Genomic DNA, 16,250 nt, shown 5'->3' with positions numbered 1-16,250 from the left:
ACGATGGGGGCGTTGGTGCTGGCCGATCCGGGAGGCGGAGCGCGTTCCGGTTCCGGGCGTCGCTACGCGTTGCCGGCGCTGCTCATTCTCGGATGGATCGGCCTGTTCGCCTACAGCGCCGCCTACCTGACCGAGGACCTGCCCTTCCGCTCGCAGCCGTCCGAGGCGACCGCCTCGGCAGATGCCGCCGCGCAGCGGGCACCATCGAGCCGGATCGTGATGCTCGATACGCCCGATCTGCCGACCCTGGCTACGCCTCCCGAGACAAAGGCGGAGCCCGCGCCGAGCGTGCCGGCCACGCCCGTGCCGGCGCCGCTCCCGGCCGCTCGACCCGCTCCGGCCTCAGCCCCGATCAGTGCCGAATACGTCGGCGTCTGGGGTCCGACGCCCGAGGCCTGCGGGTCTCGCTCTAGGCGGCGGGGCTATATTCCGGCAACGATCACGCAGGATCGCGCGCGGGCCGGCCGTACGGTCTGCACCTTTCACGACACCCGCCGCAGCGGAAGCGCCTGGGTCACGTCGGCCGAGTGCAGCGACCGCGGCCGTCACTGGTCCTCGCAGGTCCGCCTGACGGTGGAGGGCGATCACCTGACCTGGTCGAGCAGCCGCGGCACTTCGGCGTATATCCGCTGCAGCCGCCGCGCCGGCTGAGCGTCACGGTCCGGGGGCGACCAGCCCCGCAGCCTGCAGGACGATCCGCGCGGCGGCCCGGCTGGGCGTGTCCGCAGCCGCGAGCCGCATGCGGCCATCGATCCGGGCGAGCGCGGCGAGCTGCGCGTCCCGGGCGGCGCCGCCAGACAGGAGCGGCTGCAGGGACTCCGCGAGGCGCGCGGGCGTGCAATCGGCCTGGACGAATTCCGGCATGGCGTTCTCGGCCAGGATCAGGTTCGGCAGTACGATGGTCGGAACCTGAATCAGGCGGCGGGCGATGAACTCCTCGGCCCGCGAGACCTTGTAGGCGACGACCATCGGAACGCCCGCGAGCGCCAGTTCCAGCGTCACCGTCCCCGAGGCGGCGAGCGCCGCGCGAGCCCCGCGGAACGCGGCGTATTTCGGTGCCTCGCCGGTGACGATCCGAACCGGGACCGGCCAATCCGCCGCCAAGCGCTCGATCAGCGCGCGGTGGCGCGTCACAGCCGGCAGCGAAGCCGCGATGGGCAGCGTGCGACCGACCTGGGCCAGCACCTGCCCGAAGACCGGCATGAGCCGCTCGATCTCGGATCGGCGCGACCCGGGCAGCACCACGAGGGTGTAGGGCTGCGCCTCGCGGCGCCCCAGTTCGGGATCGTTGGGACGCAGTTCCGACAAGCGCTCGATCAGCGGATGCCCGACATAGGTGCAGGGCGGGCCGCCGAGCCGCAGATGCGCGTCCGGCTCGAACGGGAGCAGGGCCAGGACATGATCGATAAAGGGCCGCATACCCTTCGCCCGCCAGGGACGCCACGCCCAGACGCTGGGCGAGACGTAGTCGATGATCGGGATGCCGGGCGCGGCCTTGCGCACCCGCTTCGCCACCGCGTGGGTGAAGCCCGGGCTGTCGATGATCACCAGGACGTCCGGCCGGGCGCGCACCGCGGCCTCCGCGGTCTCGCGGATGCGGCGCAGCAGCGTCCGGGCCCGGGCGAGTACCGGCAGGTAGCCCATTACCGCCACGTCATCGAGGGGGAACAGGGACGTGAACCCGGCCTCCGCCATGGCCTCGCCGCCGACACCGCCGAAGGCGAGATCCGGCGCCGCCGCCCGCAGCGCCCGCATCAGCTTGGCCCCGAGCTGGTCACCGGAATCCTCTCCGGCGACGAGCCAGATCGTCCGGAACGGAGGGGCGCTCACGGAGCGCTCCCGTAGCCGGTCACGAACAGCCCGAGGCGATCGGCCTCCGCGGCGGTGGCCTCACGGTCGATCACCAGGGTACCGCCGGCCTCCAGCGCGAGGCCGACGCAGCCGGCCCGGGCCGCGTTCCGGACCGTGCGCGGCCCGACCGCCGGCAGGTCCACGCGCAGGTCCTGGCCGGCCTTGGGCGCCTTCACCAGCACGGTCGCCGGCAAAGGCCGCCCGAAGCCGAAGGGCCGGCGCCCGAGGGCGCGCGCCCGGGCGAGCATCCGGTCGGTGCCCTCCGGTCCCTCGACGGCGAGCACCCGGTCCCCCGCGACCGCCGTCGCCTGACCGAGATCGTAGAGCGACAGGGCCGATAGCACGGCCCGCCCGGTTCGGATCGAGGCGGATGCCTCCGCGTCCGGCGCCCGGCGGCCGATGTGTCCCTCCGGGCAGAGCAGGTCCGGCGCGGCCTCGTGGACGCCGAGGATCCGGTGTCCCTCCTCTTCGACGAGGGAGAGGGCGGCGCGGAGCAGGCGGTCATCACCCCCGCCCGCGATGGCGCGCAGGGCCTCGCGGTTGCGCAGGGCCGCGCCGGCGTTGAGAATGGCGGCCGGGCTCGGGCGGGAGACGCCGCCGGCTGGCACGACCATGGCCGGCCCCCAATGGCGCAGCAGCTTCAGCGTCGCCGCGAGATCGAGAAGATCGACGGTTGCGTCGGCGCTGGCGCGCAGGGTCCGGCCGGTGAAGCCGCGCAACGCGATCACCCGGAACGGCCGGCGGGCCCGGCGGAGCGACTCGGCGACGAGTTCCGGCAGACGGCCGGCCCCGGCGATCAGGACGAGGGCCCCCTCGGGCGCGGGATCGACGATCGCCATGCCCTGCGCCGGTCAGGCGGCGCTGATCGGGGTCGGCACCTCGCGCGGCGTGCAGATCGAGCGCTTGCCGCCGACGCGGATGAAGTCGAGGATCTCCCGCACCGCCGTGTGGGACTCGAAGGTCGCCGCGACGTCCTCGACGCGCTCCATCAGCGTGCCCTCGGGGGCGAAGAGCAGGCGGTAGGCCCGCCGCAGGGCGTGGATGTCCTCCCGCGCGAAGCCGCGGCGCTGCAGCCCGATGATGTTGAGCCCCGAGAGGGTGGCGCGGTTGCCGAGCACCATGCCGTACGGGATGCAATCGTTCTCCAGGCCGGAGAGGCCGCCCACGAAGGCATGCGCCCCGACGCGGGCAAACTGAATCACCGCGGCCCCGCCCCCGAGGATCGCGTAGTCGCCCACCGAGCAATGACCGGCCAGCATCACGTTGTTCGAGAAGATCACGTGGTCGCCGACGCGGCAATCATGGCCGACATGCGAATTTGCCAGGAAGGTGCAATGGTCGCCGACCAGGGTCTCCAGCCCGCCGCCGCTGGTGCCGGGATTCATGGTGACGCCCTCGCGGATCAGGCAGTCGGAGCCGATCGTAAGGGTCGAGGCCTCGCCGCGGTACTTCAGATCCTGCGGCGGATGCCCGATCGACGCGAAGGGAAAGATCCGGGTGCGGGGACCGACATTGGTGCGACCTGCCAGCACGACATGGCTGACAAGCTCGCAATCGCGGCCGAGCACCACCTCGCCGCCGACATGGCAGAACGGGCCGATCCGCGCCCCGTCGCCGATTTCGGCGCCGGGCTCGATCACGGCGCTCGGATGGATGAACGGCGCGCTCACTCCGTCACCAGCATGGCGCCGATCTCGGCCTCCGCAACCAGCGTCCCGTCGACCCGGGCCTCGCCGCGGAACCACCACATGGTCCGGCGCTGGTTCATCTTCGTCATGTGGAAGCGCACCTGGTCCCCGGGGGTAACGGGCTTGCGGAACTTGCACTTGTCGATGGTCATGAAGAACACCTGCTTGGTGCGCAGCTCGTCGGTCCGGATGTGACGGCAGCAGATGGCGCCCGCCGTCTGCGCCATGCCTTCGATCAGGAGCACGCCGGGGAAGACCGGCAGACCTGGGAAATGTCCCATGAACTGCGGCTCGTTGGCGGTGACGTTCTTGATGCCGACGCAGGATTCGTCGCGATCGATCTCGACGATGCGGTCCACCATCAGGAATGGATAGCGGTGCGGCAGCAGCTCCAGCAGCGTCTGGATATCGGCTGTGCCCAGCTCGCCGCCGGTCTCGCGCGCCGCCTCACTCATCAGATTTCGCACCTCGACGTGCCGCCCGAGGCGGCCTGGGATCCGACCGCCGACGGCGGACGGATCGCCCTCTTCGGAAGAAATCGTCGAAAGCGCAAGGTCTTCCCGGTCATGCGCGCGCGGCAAACCCGGTCCCTGACACTCGGACGAGGCCGGGCCGCGCCGAAAGGACGGGCGCCCTGTCCCTCATCCCCAGGCTCAGAAGCAGTGCGGAGGCCTTCAGGGAGGGGCCGGGAGACCTTGTGATCTCCGGACCCGGGTTTGCGCCGGCTGCGGCACAGGATCCTGAGGCTACGCCTCCTCGCCCGCCGCGTCCTTTCCGGAGCGCTCGGCAAGACGGGCCAGCGTCGTCAATTCACGGAACCATGCCCGCACCGGCTTGGCGGGGGTTCCGCCCCAGCGGCTGCCCGGCGGGACATCGCGGTTGACGTTGGAGGAGCCGGCGATCTGGGATCCTCGGCCGATGCGCAGGTGGCCGACGACGCCGACCTGGCCGCCGAGGACGACGTAATCCTCCAGCGTCGTCGAGCCCGAGATACCGACGCCCGACACGATCACGCAGTGGCGCCCGATCACGACGTTGTGAGCAATCTGCACGAGGTTGTCGATCTTGGTCCCCTCCCCGATGACCGTGTCGCGTGAGGCGCCCCGGTCGATCGTGGTGTTGGCGCCGATCTCGACATCGTCCTGGACGATCACGCGCCCGATCTGCGGCACCTTGAGGTGGCTGGCGCCCATGGCGAAGCCGAAGCCGTCCTGGCCTAGCCGCGCCCCCGGATGCACGATCACCCGGTTGCCGAGAAGTGCGTGGCTGAGGGTGGTCCCCGCGCCGATCGCGCAGTCGCGGCCGATGCGCACGCCCGGACCGATCACCGCGTTCGGGCCGATCACCGTGCCGGTGCCGATCTCCGCGCCGGGGCCGACGACCGCGCCGGGATCGACCGCGACGCCCTCCTCGAGCCGCGCGTCCGGATGGACGTGGGCGCCCGGTGCGATGCCGCGGGCCCCGAATTGTGAGCCGGGACGCAACGCGTCCGGATGCAGGCGGCTGAGCAGCACCGCGTAGGCCCGGTAGGGATCGCGGCTGATCAGGGAGACGGTTCCCGCCGGGCAGCGTGCCGCGAAGCGGGGGGAGACCAGACAGGCACCCGCCCGCGTGGCGGCGAGGGCGTCGCCGTAGCGGGCATTGTCCATGTAGGCGAGTTCGCCGGGACCAGCGCTCTCCAGCGGCGCGGCGCCGTCGAGTCTGAAGTCCGGGTCTGCACCCTCCGGGAGGGTCGCGCCGGCGACTGCCGCGACCTCGGCGAGGGTCAGGCCGCCCGCGGCGGTGAAGAAGATGGGATCTGACATGTTCGGCAACGCGTCGGCCGGGACAAACCGGCCGACGCGCGAGATTTTTATCAGAAGCGCGAGCCGCCGGAGAAGCGGAACGCCTGTGTCTGATCCTTGCCGACGTGCCCGTACTTGCCGAGGATCGGCACGTAGACCGCGATACCCTCATCCTTCGTCAGAGCGTAGGCGTAGTCGAAGCGGATCGGGCCGAGCGGCGAGTTCCAGAGGATGGACGCACCGACCGAGGAGCGGATCGTGGCGCTGTCGCGGACGTTCACGCATTCCGGCTCGACGCCGACGTTGAAGGCGTTGAAGTTGCAGCGCCCGGTGACCGGCGACGTGCCGTTGATGAAGCCGTCTCCGTTCACGTCGAAGTTGCGGCGGCTGTTGTAGCCGAACAGCGTGCCGGCGTCGGCGAAGAGCGCGCCCTTCAGGCCCAGATCGCGCGGAACGAGGGGCAGCGGGAACTGCACTTCGAGGGTACCGCCGATATAGGTCGAGCCGCCGATCGCGTTCGAGCGGGCGTCGGCGATGCCGACGTCGCGCGGGCCGATGCCGTTGGGCGCGAAGCCGCGGACCAGCGACGGGCCGAGGAAGAACTCGTCGGTCACCCGCAGCGGCTTGCCGTCGATCGCCGAGATGTGGCCGCCCTGGAACCGGACGAAGCCGACCACGTCCTCGAAGATCTCCTTGTAGTACCGCGCATCGGCGGTCACGCGGAAGAACTTGGAGTCGCCGCCCAGGCCGGCGACGTCGGGCTTCAGCTCGGCATAGAGGCCATTACGCGGCGCGCCGATCACGTCGAGCGTCGAGTAGGCGAGCGTCAGGCCGGCCAGCGAGGTCAGGGTGTTGCCCTGCGAGCCCTTGATGGCGATCGAGGCCTCGCCGTCATACGCGCAGTTCGGATAGAGCGCCTGGCCGCCGATGTTGCGGCCCGTGTTCGGGTCGATCGTGCCTGCCGCGTAGGTCGCGGTGTAGCCGGGGATCGGGACCGAGCAGTCGTTGTACGGCCGCTTGAGGGTGTTCGGCACCTTCAGCTCGGTGTTGTACAGCGAGTAGCGCAGGGTGATGCCGAACTCCTCGGTGATCGGCAGGCCGAGGCGCAGCTGGCCACCGTACACCGTGGTCTCGTAGCGCGAGTACCGGGTCAGGTCGGAGTACTTGTAGAAGGCATCGAAGCCCGCCGCGAGGCGGTAGCCGAGGAAGTACGGCTCGGTGAAGGAGAAGTCGACGCCGCGCGAGTACTGGCCACCCGTGCCGGCGAGGCGGACGTACTGGCCGCGACCGAGGAAGTTCGACTCGGAGACCGAGACCTCGCCGATGATGCCGTCCTGGGTGGAGTAGCCGCCCGCCACCGAGAACGAACCCGTGGGCTGATCCTCAACGTCGATGTTGATGACCACGCGGTCCGGGGCCGAGCCCGGCTCGTTGGAGAAGCGGACCTTCTTGAAGAAGCCCAGACCGTTCAGGCGCCGCTCGGCGCGATCGGTCAGCACCCGGTTGTAGGCATCGCCCTCGGCGATATCGAGCTCGCGACGGATGACGTAGTCGCGGGTGCGGGTGTTGCCGCGGATGTTGATCCGCTCGACGTAGACGTGCGGGCCGTCCTCGACCACGAAGCCGAGGGAGACCTGGTGGCTCCCCGGGTCGCGCTGGCCGGTCGGGCGGACCTGCGCGAACGGGTAGCCGGCGCGGTTGACCTGACGGGTGACGTTGTTGAGCGTCTTCTCGACGTCGTCCGCGTTGTAGACGTCGCCCACGGCGGTGGCGACGTCGCTGTTGAGCTGCGCGGTGTCGAGGCCCGGCAGGCGAGAATCCACCTGCACGGCGCCGACCTTGTACTGCTCGCCCTCGCTCACCGTGACGGTGATGACGTAGCCCGAGGTCTCGCCCTCAACGTAGCGCGCGTCGGCGCTGACCACCTGGAAGTCGGCGTAGCCGTTCTTCAGGTAATAGCGACGGACCTGATCGAGGTCGTTGGTGATGCGGTCGGGATCGTAGACGTCGGAGGTCTTGATGAACGACAGGAAGTTCATCTCCGAGGAGCTCATCAGCCCCTTCAGCGTCCGCTCCGAATAGGCGTTGTTGCCGACGAAGTTGATCGAGATGATGCCGGTCTTATCGCCTTCGTCGATCTGGTAGATCACGTCGACGCGGCCGTTGGGCAGATCGACTGTGCGGTAGGTGACCTTGGCGGTGCCGCGGCCGAAGCGCTTGTAGACGTCGCGGATGCGGGCGAGGTCGGCGTTGATGATCGCCTCGCTGTAAGGACCGCGGGCCTTGGCCTCGACGATCCCCTCGAGGGTCGCCTTCTCGACCTTCTTGTTGCCCTCGAAGACCACCCGGTTGATCAGGTTGTTCTCGCGGACGGTCACCACCGTGCGCCCGCCCGACTGGGCGACCTTCACGTCCGAGAACATGCCGCTCGCCAGCAGGTTGCGGCGGGCCTCCTCGGCCGAGCCGGAGGCCGTTCCGGTCACGTACGACCGGATCGTATCTGCATCGACGCGCTGGTTGCCCTGGACGACGATCTGCTGCGCCTGAGCGGCTCCGCTCAGGACAACGCCAAGACCCGCGGTGACTAGGACGATGGTTCTCCGCACCGACTTGCGTCGGCGCTTCCCCGTCAACGACATCATGCAATCGCCCGTTTCTGTTCTGGTCGCGGGGGTTAGCCCGTCTCAGGCGACCGTTGACCGGTCGTCCCGTCACCTGGTCCAAGCGTGGCTTCGGTCCAAGCGTAGCTCTTAGCGGGATTCCCCTGCCAAGCAAACGCGCGGGAGGCCATCGTCAGGGGATTTTGGGGGGTCGTGGCCTTCGCGCCACTTAACGGTGCGGTCAGCCTGTGGGCAAACCGCAGATCGTGGTAAACGACCCGTAAACGCTTGCGACGACGAGCCTTTTCAGACCCGTCGTCGCCCCTGCAAACGCAGCATTAACCGAGATTTCGACCCGCGCGAGGGCCTGTTCAGGGCGGTCTCCTGGCGAGATCGCGGCGGGAATGAGGCATCCTTTCCCGTGGACCACGGACAGGATACCCAGCGCGACCGCTCGAGGCGGCGGCGCGTCAGGTGTTCCGCCAGGACGCGCCGAGGTTGAGGATGTCGTTCCAGGCCGCGAACAGCATCAGCATCAGGACCAGGGCGAGGCCGATGCGGAAGCCGATCTCCTGGGCGCGCTCGCTCAGCGGGCGGCCGCGCACCACCTCGAAGGCGTAGAACAGCAGGTGGCCGCCATCGAGCAGCGGCACCGGGAAGAGGTTCAGGAGGCCGATCGAGACGGAGAGCAGCGCGATCAGACCGACGAGGCCGCCGACGCCGCCGGTCTTGGCGACCTCGCCGGAAACGCGGGCGATGCCGATCGGGCCGGAGAGCTGGTCGGCGGATTCGCGGCCGGTGGCGAGCTTGCTGAGATACGAGAAGGTGCGCTCGACGACGAAGTAGGTCTCGCGCACCCCGAGATCGAGTGAATCGAGCGCCCCGTAGCGGACCAGCCGGGCTTCCGAGCCGGCGGGCGAGCGGATGCCGAGGCGACCGATCCGGTGGCGGCCGAACGGCGTCTTGTCCTCGAAGGTGGCCGGCGTCGCCTGGATGGTGATCGGCTGATCGTTGCGCTCGACCGTGAAGGTCAGCGGCGTCCCGGCGCTGCCGGTCACCGTCCGGTACATGGCGTTGAAGTCGCCGATCTTCTCGCCGTCGATGGCGGTGATCACGTCACCCGGCTGGAAGCCGGCCTGGGCGGCGACGCTGCCGGGCTCGACCGACGAGACCCGAGCGGGCAGCTCGTAGCGGCCGCCGAGCCAGATCGCGCCGGCGAAGAGCAGGATCGCCAGGATGAAGTTCGCCACCGGCCCGGCGGCGACGATCGCGGCGCGCTTGGATACCGGCTGGGTCGGGAAGCTGATCGCCCGCTCCTGCGGGCTCATCCGGGCGACCGCCTCGGGATCGGGCATGCTCGCCCCGTTCACGTCGCCGTGGAACTTGACGTAGCCGCCCAGCGGGATCGCGCAGAGCTTCCAGCGGGTGCCGCGGCGGTCGTTGAAGCCGAACAGCTCCGGGCCGAAGCCGAGCGAGAAGGCGTGCACGCCGACCCCGCACCAACGTCCGACCAGGAAGTGGCCCATCTCGTGCACGAACACCACGACGGTGAGCACGAACAGGAACGGGATCACGGCGCCGAAGAAGCCGCCGGCGGTGCCGGTCATCGCGTTGAGGAAGTCCATAAGCCGTTCCCTGGCCGTCTTCGCGCCGGCTTCTCGGGCCAGGCATCGAACCGTTCTAGCAGATCGGGGCCGCCCCCTGCCAACGCAATCCTGCGCGCAGGCTGCCGAAGGTCGCACGCGCCGTCCGATTCCGCACGCTCCGATCGCGCCTGCCGGGCGGGAGCGTCAGTGGCCGCCGCCCCCGCCCGCCGCGGCGTTCGGGCGGCGGATCAGCAGCACGGCGCAGGCGATCGCCAGGAACAACGCCGTGAGCGCGAGGAACACGTCCTCGAAGGCCATCACCAGACCCTGGATCCGCACCGTGTTGGTCATCGCCTGCAGCGCCATGCCGGGCGCGGCGCTGCCGTAGGAATCGAAGCCGCGCTGCAACGTGTCGAGGCGCTCCAGCGCGGCCGTATTCGCCCAGGTGAAGCGCTCGTGAAGCCGGGTGAGATGGAGGTCCCAGCGGTCGTTGAGGATCGTGTTGATCAGCGCGAGGCCGACCGCGCCGCCGAGGTTGCGCGTCAGGTTGAACAGGCCCGACGCGTTCTTCATGCGCGCCGGCGGCAGCGTGCCCAGCGCAATGTTGTTGATCGGGATCATGCACAGCATCAGCGAGCAGCCGCGCAGGATCTGCGGCAGCAGCAGCTCGTAGAAGTCCCAGTCCTTGGTGAGACCAGTGACGATCCAGGTCCCGCAGGCGAAGCCGACGAAGCCGAGCCCCATCATGAGGCGCGGATCGACCTTGCCGGACAGACGGCCCGCGATCGGCGCCGTCGCGAACATGCACAGGCCGGAAACGAACATGGTCTCGCCGATCATCAGCGCCGAGTAGCCGCGGACCCGGGCGAGATAGACCGGGTAGATGTAGGTCAGCCCGTAGAGGCCGATGCCCAGCACGAAGCTGGCGACGCAGCCGCTGGCAAAATTCCGGTCCGAGAAGGCGCGCAGGTCGACGATCGGCTGCTTGGCGGTGAACACTCGCCAGAAGAACAGCAGTGCCGAGGTCCCGCAGATCACCGCGCAGGTGAAGACCGCCTCGTCCTGCAACCAGTCGTGGTTCGGGCCTTCTTCCAGAACGTATTCGAGGCAGCCGAGAAACCCGGCCATGAAGGCGAGCCCGGCCCAATCGAACGATTTGATCAGGCCGTAATTGGGCTCGTCGAAATCGACCAGGATCCAGGTCGAGACCGTCACGAAGATGCCCGGCACGACGTTGATCAGGAACAGCCAGTGCCAGGACATCAGGTCGGTGAGATAGCCGCCCACCGTCGGGCCGATCGTCGGCGCCAGCGTCGCCACGAGGCCGATCATCGGCGAGACGATGGTCCGCTTGGAGGGCGGGAAGATCGTGAAGGCCGCGGCGAAGACGGTGGGGATCATGCCACCGCCGATGAAGCCCTGGGCGGCCCGCCAGACGATCATCTCGCCGATCGACGAGGAGGTGGCGCACATCAGGCTCATGGCGGTGAAGCCGCCGGCCGAGATCGCGAACATCCAGCGCGTCGAGAGCACCCGCGACAGGGTGCCGGAGAGCGGAATCGAGATCACCTCGGCGACGAGGTAGCTGGTCTGAACCCAGGGGATCTCGTCGCCCGAGGCCGAGAGGCCGGCCTGGATCTCGTTGAGGGAGGCCGAGACGATCTGGATGTCCAGGATCGCCATGAACATCCCGAAGACCATGCAGAGGAACGCCACCATGCGGCGGCGGTCCAGCGGCGGCTCGGCGGCGCGCGCCGGCGCGCCCGCGGGGATGGCGGCGGTGGCGGCCACGGCCTGCCTCAGCGGCTCGCGGTGCTGACCGGCCGGTCGCCGGCGGCCCGGTCCAGCACGGATCGGTCCGCACCGGCGCGGGTGTCGACCCGCACCACCGCCGACAGGCCCGGCCGCAGCAGACCCTCGCGGGCGACGTCCTCCGGAACGCGCACCCGCACGGGCAGGCGCTGAACGATCTTGGTGAAGTTGCCCGTCGCGTTGTCGGGCGGCAGCAGGCTGAACACCGAGCCGGAGGCGGGCGAGAACGACTCGACCACGGCGTGGATCTCGCGGTCCGGATAGGCGTCGACCGTGACCGTGACCGGCTGGCCGGGACGCATGCGCTGAACCTGCGTCTCCTTGAAGTTCGCGTCGATCCGCACACTCTGGAGCGGCACGAGGGCGGCGATCCGGGTACCCGGCGACACGTAGGCACCCGCCTCGACGGCCTTGTTGCCGACCACGCCGTCGAACGGTGCGCGGATCACCGTGAAGTCGAGGTCGCGCCGGGCCCGGTCGACGGCGGTGCGCAGCTCCGCCGCGAGGCTCTCCGCCTCGTGCTTCTGCGCCTGCAGAACGTCGACATTGGCCCGGGCCGCGACGAGGCCGGCCTCCATGGCCTTGACCGAAGCCTCGGTCCGGTCGCGGTCGGCGCGGGTCTGGTCGATGCGGGACTTGGCGACGTAATCCGCCTGCATCTGCGTTGCCCGGGTGAAGTCCGCCTGGGCGCGGACGGCGTCGGCGCGGGTCGCGTCGAGTTGCGCGGCGGCCTGGGCGACCTGCGCCTGCGCCGCCTCGGCCTGCCGACCGATCCGCGCGATCGTGCTCTCCTGGGTCGCGAGCTTGTCCTGTGCGGCCTGGAGCGCGAGGCGGTAATCGCCGTCGTCGAGCTTGGCGATGACGGCGCCCTTCTTCACCGACAGTCCGTTCACCACCGGGACCGCCTCGAGATAGCCCGGCACCTTTGCGGCCAGCACCGAGATATCGGCCTGCACGTAAGCGTCATCGGTGGCGACGAAGAAACGCCCGACGGTCCACCATTGCCAGCCCTGGTAGGCACCGCCCGTGAGTGCGGCGGCCAGCAATCCAAGCAGGACGAGCCTCCTGAGGGGCCGCTTGCGCCGCGGAGCTTCCGAAGGCGCCACCGCGCTCGCCGGCGCAGCCGCCGCGGCAACCGTCGCACGGGGCGCCGCATGCTCCGCGCGCTCGTCCGCGCCGGTCTCGGCAGGGTTCTCGATACCGGATGTGGGCCGATCCGCGTCCTCGCGAAGGGACATCTCAGCGCCTCAAGGTGGCTGACCGAACCGTTCGGTCAATGAGGAGGACACGTCTTGACGCGCCTCGGAAGACGCCGCAGATTATGTTGACCGAACGGTTCGGTCAAGCGTAGCGGCGTCTCGGGCGCGGAGCGGTACGATGGCACAGGGTGCGGTGCTGGAGCGGGTTCAGGCCCAGCACGAAGGTGACAAGCGGCGGCAGATCCTCGACGGCGCGCGGACGGTGTTCCTGTCGGCGGGTTTCGACGGCGCCAGCATGGGTGAGATCGCCAGGGCGGCCGGTGTCTCCAAGGGCACGCTCTACGTCTACTTCGAGAACAAGGAAGACTTGTTCGAGGCGCTGATCATCCAGGAGAAGACCAGCCTCGCCGAAGCGCTCTTCACCCTCGATGCCGGAGACCCGGACGTGCCGGGTGTGCTGGCGCGGCTCGGCACCAGCTTCCTGACCGAGATGTGCCGGCCGGAGCACGTCTCGGTGGTTCGGATGGTGATCGGCGCCTGCGAGAAGTTCCCGCGCTTCGGGTTGGCCTTCTACGAAGCGGGCCCGGCCTGCGGCGTCGAGCGCCTGTCGGGCTATCTCGATGCGCAGGTCGCGGCCGGCCGGCTGCGGATCGCCGATACCGAACTCGCGGCCCGTCACTTCCTGCACCTGTGCCAGGCGGGCCTGCTGACCCGGCTGTTGTTCGGGGCCGGCGGCATCGCCGACGCGGCCCAGATGCGCCATCAGGTCGACGAGGCGGTGCGGATGTTCCTGGCCGGGTATGGGCCGGAGCGCTGAAGCGCGGCTCCTGCGGCGACCGTCTTGGCTTCGCTGCGCCCGCGAAGACGGGGTTCAGCCTGCCGCGCGCAGCTCCGGCAGCGCCTCGGCGCTCCAGACGCGGACATGGGCGTCGATGGCGAGCGCCTCGTCGACGTCGGCCGGCGCTGATCTGTACTGCCCGGCGAAGTGGGTGCAGGCGCGCTCGACGATATCGCTGATCCCGTAGAAGCCGATCCGGCCGGCGATGAAGGCCGCCACCGCGATCTCGTTGGCCGCGTTCATCACGGTCGGCGCCGCACCGCCCGCCGCCAGCGCCGCACGGGCGATCCGCAGACAGGGAAAGCGCGCCTCGTCCGCCGCCTCGAAGGTGAGCGATCCGAGCTTCACGAGGTCGAGGGGCCGACCCCGCTCGATGGCCAGGCGGTCGCCGAGGCCGAGACAGTGCGAGATCGGCACGCGCATGTCGGGGAGCGCCAGCTCGGCGGTCACGGCGCCGTCGAGCCAGTAGACCATGCCGTGGATCACCGATTGCGGGTGCACCACGACGTCCAGGCGCTCGGGCTCGATGCCGAACAGGTGGTGCGCCTCGATCAGCTCGAGGCCCTTGTTCATCAGGCTCGCCGAATCGATGTTGATCTTCATGCCCATCGACCACGTCGGATGGGCAGCGGCCTCGGCCGCGGAGGCGGCGGCAATCCGCTCGCGGGTCCAGGTGCGGAACGGGCCGCCCGAGGCCGTGATCATCATGGTGCGGACGTCGGCGAGCGGCCGGCCGGCGAGCGCCTGGCTCAGGGCGTCGTGCTCGGAGTCCATCGGCAGGATCGTGGCGCCATAGCGCGCAGCGTCGCGCATGAAGGCGTCGCCGGCGCAGACCAAGCTTTCCTTGTTGGCCAGCGCGACCTTGCGGCCGAGGCGGAGCGCCGCGTGGGTCGATTTCAGCCCGGCCGCCCCGCTCACCGCCGCAACGACGATATCGGCGTCCCGGGCGACGGCCTCCATGACGGCCCCCTCCCCCGCTCCGCTCGGGATGCCGGAGCCCGACAGGGCCTCGGCGAGCGTAGGGCCGGCGGATTCGTCGGCCAGCGCCGCGAACGAGGCGTTCAGCTCGCGGGCGACCTTGGCCAGCGCGACGGGATCTTTGCCGCCGACCAGCGCACCGACGCGGAACCGGTCGGCATGCTGGGCCAGCAGGTCGGCGGTCGAGCGGCCGATCGAGCCGGTGGCGCCGAAGACGCTGACGATCTGGGTCACGGGTTCAACTCCCTCATCGTCACGTGATCAGACCGCCCCCGCGCAGGGCGAGATAGACAGCCGCCAGCAGAGCGACCGCGAAGAATCCATCGAGCCGGTCCATGACGCCGCCATGGCCCGGGATGATCTTGCCCGAATCCTTGACGCCGTAATGGCGCTTGAGACCGGATTCGATCAGGTCCCCCGCCTGACTGAGGACGGAGGCCAGCGCGCTCACGCCCGCCACCACCGGCAGGGAGGCGGCACTGGGCAGGGTCATTCCCGCGAGGTCGGCAACCACCGGGACCAGCGTCCCGGCCGCGACCGCGCCGAAGAGGCCGCCGAGGGCGCCCGACCATGTCTTGTTGGGCGAGACCCGGGGCATCAGCTTGGGGCCGCCGATCTTCCGGCCGGCGAAGTAGGCCGCGATGTCGGTGGACCAGACCACCGCGAACATCCAGGCCGGTCCGACGAGGCCGATGGCGGGATCGTCGCGCAGGGCCACCGGCACCGCGGCGATCGCCGCCGCGCCGAGCACGCCGAGGAAGGCACGGAGCCGCCCCCGGCCGGTCCGGGCCACCGTCGCGCAGGCCGCGGCACCCAGCAGCAGGACCGCGAGGCAGGCCGGCGTTGGGGCGCCGCCGCGCTGGCACAGCAGCAGCGCGCCGAGCGTCGCCGCGCCCAGCGCGATCAGCACCTCGCGGGGCTCGGTGCGGCTCATCACCATCCACTCGGCGTAGCCGACGATACCGGCGGCGAGCCAGATCCCCGCGAAGGGCCAGCCGCCATAGACCAAAGCGGCCAGCACGCCGGCCCCGAGCACGAGGCCCGAGGCGACGCGCAGCCACAGCTCGCGCCGCCCCGAGGGACGCGCGGCCGGTGCGGCGGCGGAGGTCACGCGCGTCCCGCTCTTCGCCTCAGACCTGCATGATCTCCTTCTCCTTGGAGGCCAGCACGCCGTCGATCTCGGCGATGTACTGGTCAGTCGCCTTCTGAACGTCGGTGGCCTGACGCTTCTCGTCATCCTCCGAGATGGCGCTGTCCTTCAGGAGCTTCTTGAGGTGGTCGAGGCCGTCCCGGCGCACGTGGCGCACGGCGACGCGGGCCTCCTCGGTGTACTTGTGGGCGACCTTGACCATCTCCTTGCGGCGCTGCTCGTTCATCTCGGGGATGCGGAGCCGGATGGTCTGCCCCTCGGTCTGCGGGTTGAGGCCGAGGTCGGATTCGCGGATCGCCTTCTCGACGGCCGTGACCATGCTGCGGTCCCAGACCGAGATCGACAGGAGCCGCGGCTCCGGAACGCTGACCGTGGCGACCTGGGCCATCGGCATCATCGAGCCGTAGGCGTCGACCTGGATCGGGTCGAGGAGCGACGGCGTGGCGCGTCCGGTGCGCAGTGAGCCGAGATCCTTCGAGAGAGAAGACACAGCGCCCTGCATGCGGCGCTTGATGTCGTTGAGATCGAATTCCGGTGTGGCCATGAGGGTCGTCCCGAGACGTCTGACGTGGTCTTGAGCCCGGCGCGGGCAGTCGCGGCCTCAATGGACGAATTTTTTCAGGGCCGCAAACCGTCTTCCGGTCGGATCACACCCAAGCCCGTCGGGGCCGGTGGAACGGGCAGGTGCAACGTGTGCCGTCATTTCGGGGCCCCGGCGGCGAGCCCGGAAACCAGAACCCCGGACGGTGCCTTGCTCTTGCCTA

The 16,250-nt window shown here is 69.9% G+C and carries 14 protein-coding genes; 2 read left to right on the top strand and 12 right to left on the bottom strand.

Annotated features, from left to right (window positions below; translation table 11 throughout):
- Window positions 1–3 precede the first annotated feature (3 nt).
- Window positions 4–651, top strand: a complete 648-nt coding sequence (locus ABIE45_RS10285; protein WP_192706622.1) for a peptidase inhibitor family I36 protein — start codon at window positions 4–6, stop codon at window positions 649–651.
- A 3-nt stretch (window positions 652–654) separates the two neighbouring features.
- On the opposite strand, the gene lpxB is transcribed toward ABIE45_RS10285, so the two are convergent.
- From lpxB to ABIE45_RS10240, 9 genes are all read right to left on the bottom strand, one after another.
- On the bottom strand, window positions 655–1,830 hold the full coding sequence (lpxB, locus tag ABIE45_RS10280; protein ID WP_192706621.1) for a lipid-A-disaccharide synthase: 1,176 nt from the start codon (window positions 1,828–1,830) through the stop codon (window positions 655–657).
- On the bottom strand, window positions 1,827–2,690 hold the full coding sequence (locus ABIE45_RS10275; protein WP_192706620.1) for a UDP-2,3-diacylglucosamine diphosphatase LpxI domain-containing protein: 864 nt from the start codon (window positions 2,688–2,690) through the stop codon (window positions 1,827–1,829). Before ABIE45_RS10275 ends, lpxB begins: the two co-directional genes overlap by 4 nt.
- Before the next feature lie 12 nt (window positions 2,691–2,702).
- A complete protein-coding gene (gene lpxA / locus ABIE45_RS10270) occupies window positions 2,703–3,521 on the bottom strand; it encodes an acyl-ACP--UDP-N-acetylglucosamine O-acyltransferase (RefSeq protein ID WP_192706619.1) in 819 nt (272 codons plus the stop codon).
- A complete protein-coding gene (gene fabZ, locus ABIE45_RS10265; RefSeq protein ID WP_192706618.1) occupies window positions 3,518–3,994 on the bottom strand; it encodes a 3-hydroxyacyl-ACP dehydratase FabZ in 477 nt (158 codons plus the stop codon). The genes lpxA and fabZ overlap by 4 nt, the downstream gene beginning before the upstream one ends.
- 291 nt (window positions 3,995–4,285) lie before the next feature.
- Window positions 4,286–5,344 (bottom strand): UDP-3-O-(3-hydroxymyristoyl)glucosamine N-acyltransferase, encoded by a 1,059-nt coding sequence (gene lpxD, locus ABIE45_RS10260; protein ID WP_192706617.1) that lies wholly within the window; start codon window positions 5,342–5,344, stop codon window positions 4,286–4,288.
- A gap of 50 nt (window positions 5,345–5,394) precedes the next feature.
- Entirely contained in the window at window positions 5,395–7,965 is a 2,571-nt protein-coding gene (gene bamA / locus ABIE45_RS10255; RefSeq protein WP_192706616.1) for an outer membrane protein assembly factor BamA, read from the bottom strand.
- A 428-nt stretch (window positions 7,966–8,393) separates the two neighbouring features.
- On the bottom strand, window positions 8,394–9,548 hold the full coding sequence (locus ABIE45_RS10250) for an RIP metalloprotease (protein WP_192706615.1): 1,155 nt from the start codon (window positions 9,546–9,548) through the stop codon (window positions 8,394–8,396).
- 165 nt (window positions 9,549–9,713) lie between these two features.
- Window positions 9,714–11,300 (bottom strand): DHA2 family efflux MFS transporter permease subunit, encoded by a 1,587-nt coding sequence (locus tag ABIE45_RS10245; RefSeq protein WP_192706614.1) that lies wholly within the window; start codon window positions 11,298–11,300, stop codon window positions 9,714–9,716.
- Window positions 11,301–11,308: 8 nt separating this feature from the next.
- A complete protein-coding gene (locus ABIE45_RS10240) occupies window positions 11,309–12,559 on the bottom strand; it encodes an HlyD family secretion protein (protein ID WP_192706613.1) in 1,251 nt (416 codons plus the stop codon).
- Between the two features lie 139 nt (window positions 12,560–12,698).
- Between ABIE45_RS10240 and ABIE45_RS10235 the strand changes: the two genes are divergently transcribed.
- A complete protein-coding gene (locus ABIE45_RS10235; protein ID WP_192706612.1) occupies window positions 12,699–13,337 on the top strand; it encodes a TetR/AcrR family transcriptional regulator in 639 nt (212 codons plus the stop codon).
- A gap of 54 nt (window positions 13,338–13,391) precedes the next feature.
- Here ABIE45_RS10235 and dxr read toward each other — a convergent pair whose 3' ends face one another.
- Genes dxr through frr form a run of 3 tightly spaced genes read right to left on the bottom strand, consistent with a single transcriptional unit; the run spans window position 13,392 to window position 16,030 of the window.
- The gene (dxr, locus tag ABIE45_RS10230; protein WP_192706611.1) at window positions 13,392–14,570 is read right to left on the bottom strand and encodes a 1-deoxy-D-xylulose-5-phosphate reductoisomerase; all 1,179 of its coding nucleotides are present in this window, start codon (window positions 14,568–14,570) and stop codon (window positions 13,392–13,394) included.
- A 19-nt stretch (window positions 14,571–14,589) separates the two neighbouring features.
- Complete coding sequence (locus ABIE45_RS10225; RefSeq protein ID WP_192706610.1) at window positions 14,590–15,447, bottom strand: phosphatidate cytidylyltransferase; 858 nt, start codon at window positions 15,445–15,447, stop codon at window positions 14,590–14,592.
- Between the two features lie 19 nt (window positions 15,448–15,466).
- Entirely contained in the window at window positions 15,467–16,030 is a 564-nt protein-coding gene (frr, locus tag ABIE45_RS10220; protein WP_020092978.1) for a ribosome recycling factor, read from the bottom strand.
- Window positions 16,031–16,250 lie beyond the last annotated feature (220 nt).

It is taken from the genome of Methylobacterium sp. OAE515 (assembly GCF_041806315.1).
GTDB classification, from domain to species: domain Bacteria; phylum Pseudomonadota; class Alphaproteobacteria; order Rhizobiales; family Beijerinckiaceae; genus Methylobacterium; species Methylobacterium tardum.
This window is presented reverse-complemented; position numbering and strand designations above follow the sequence as displayed.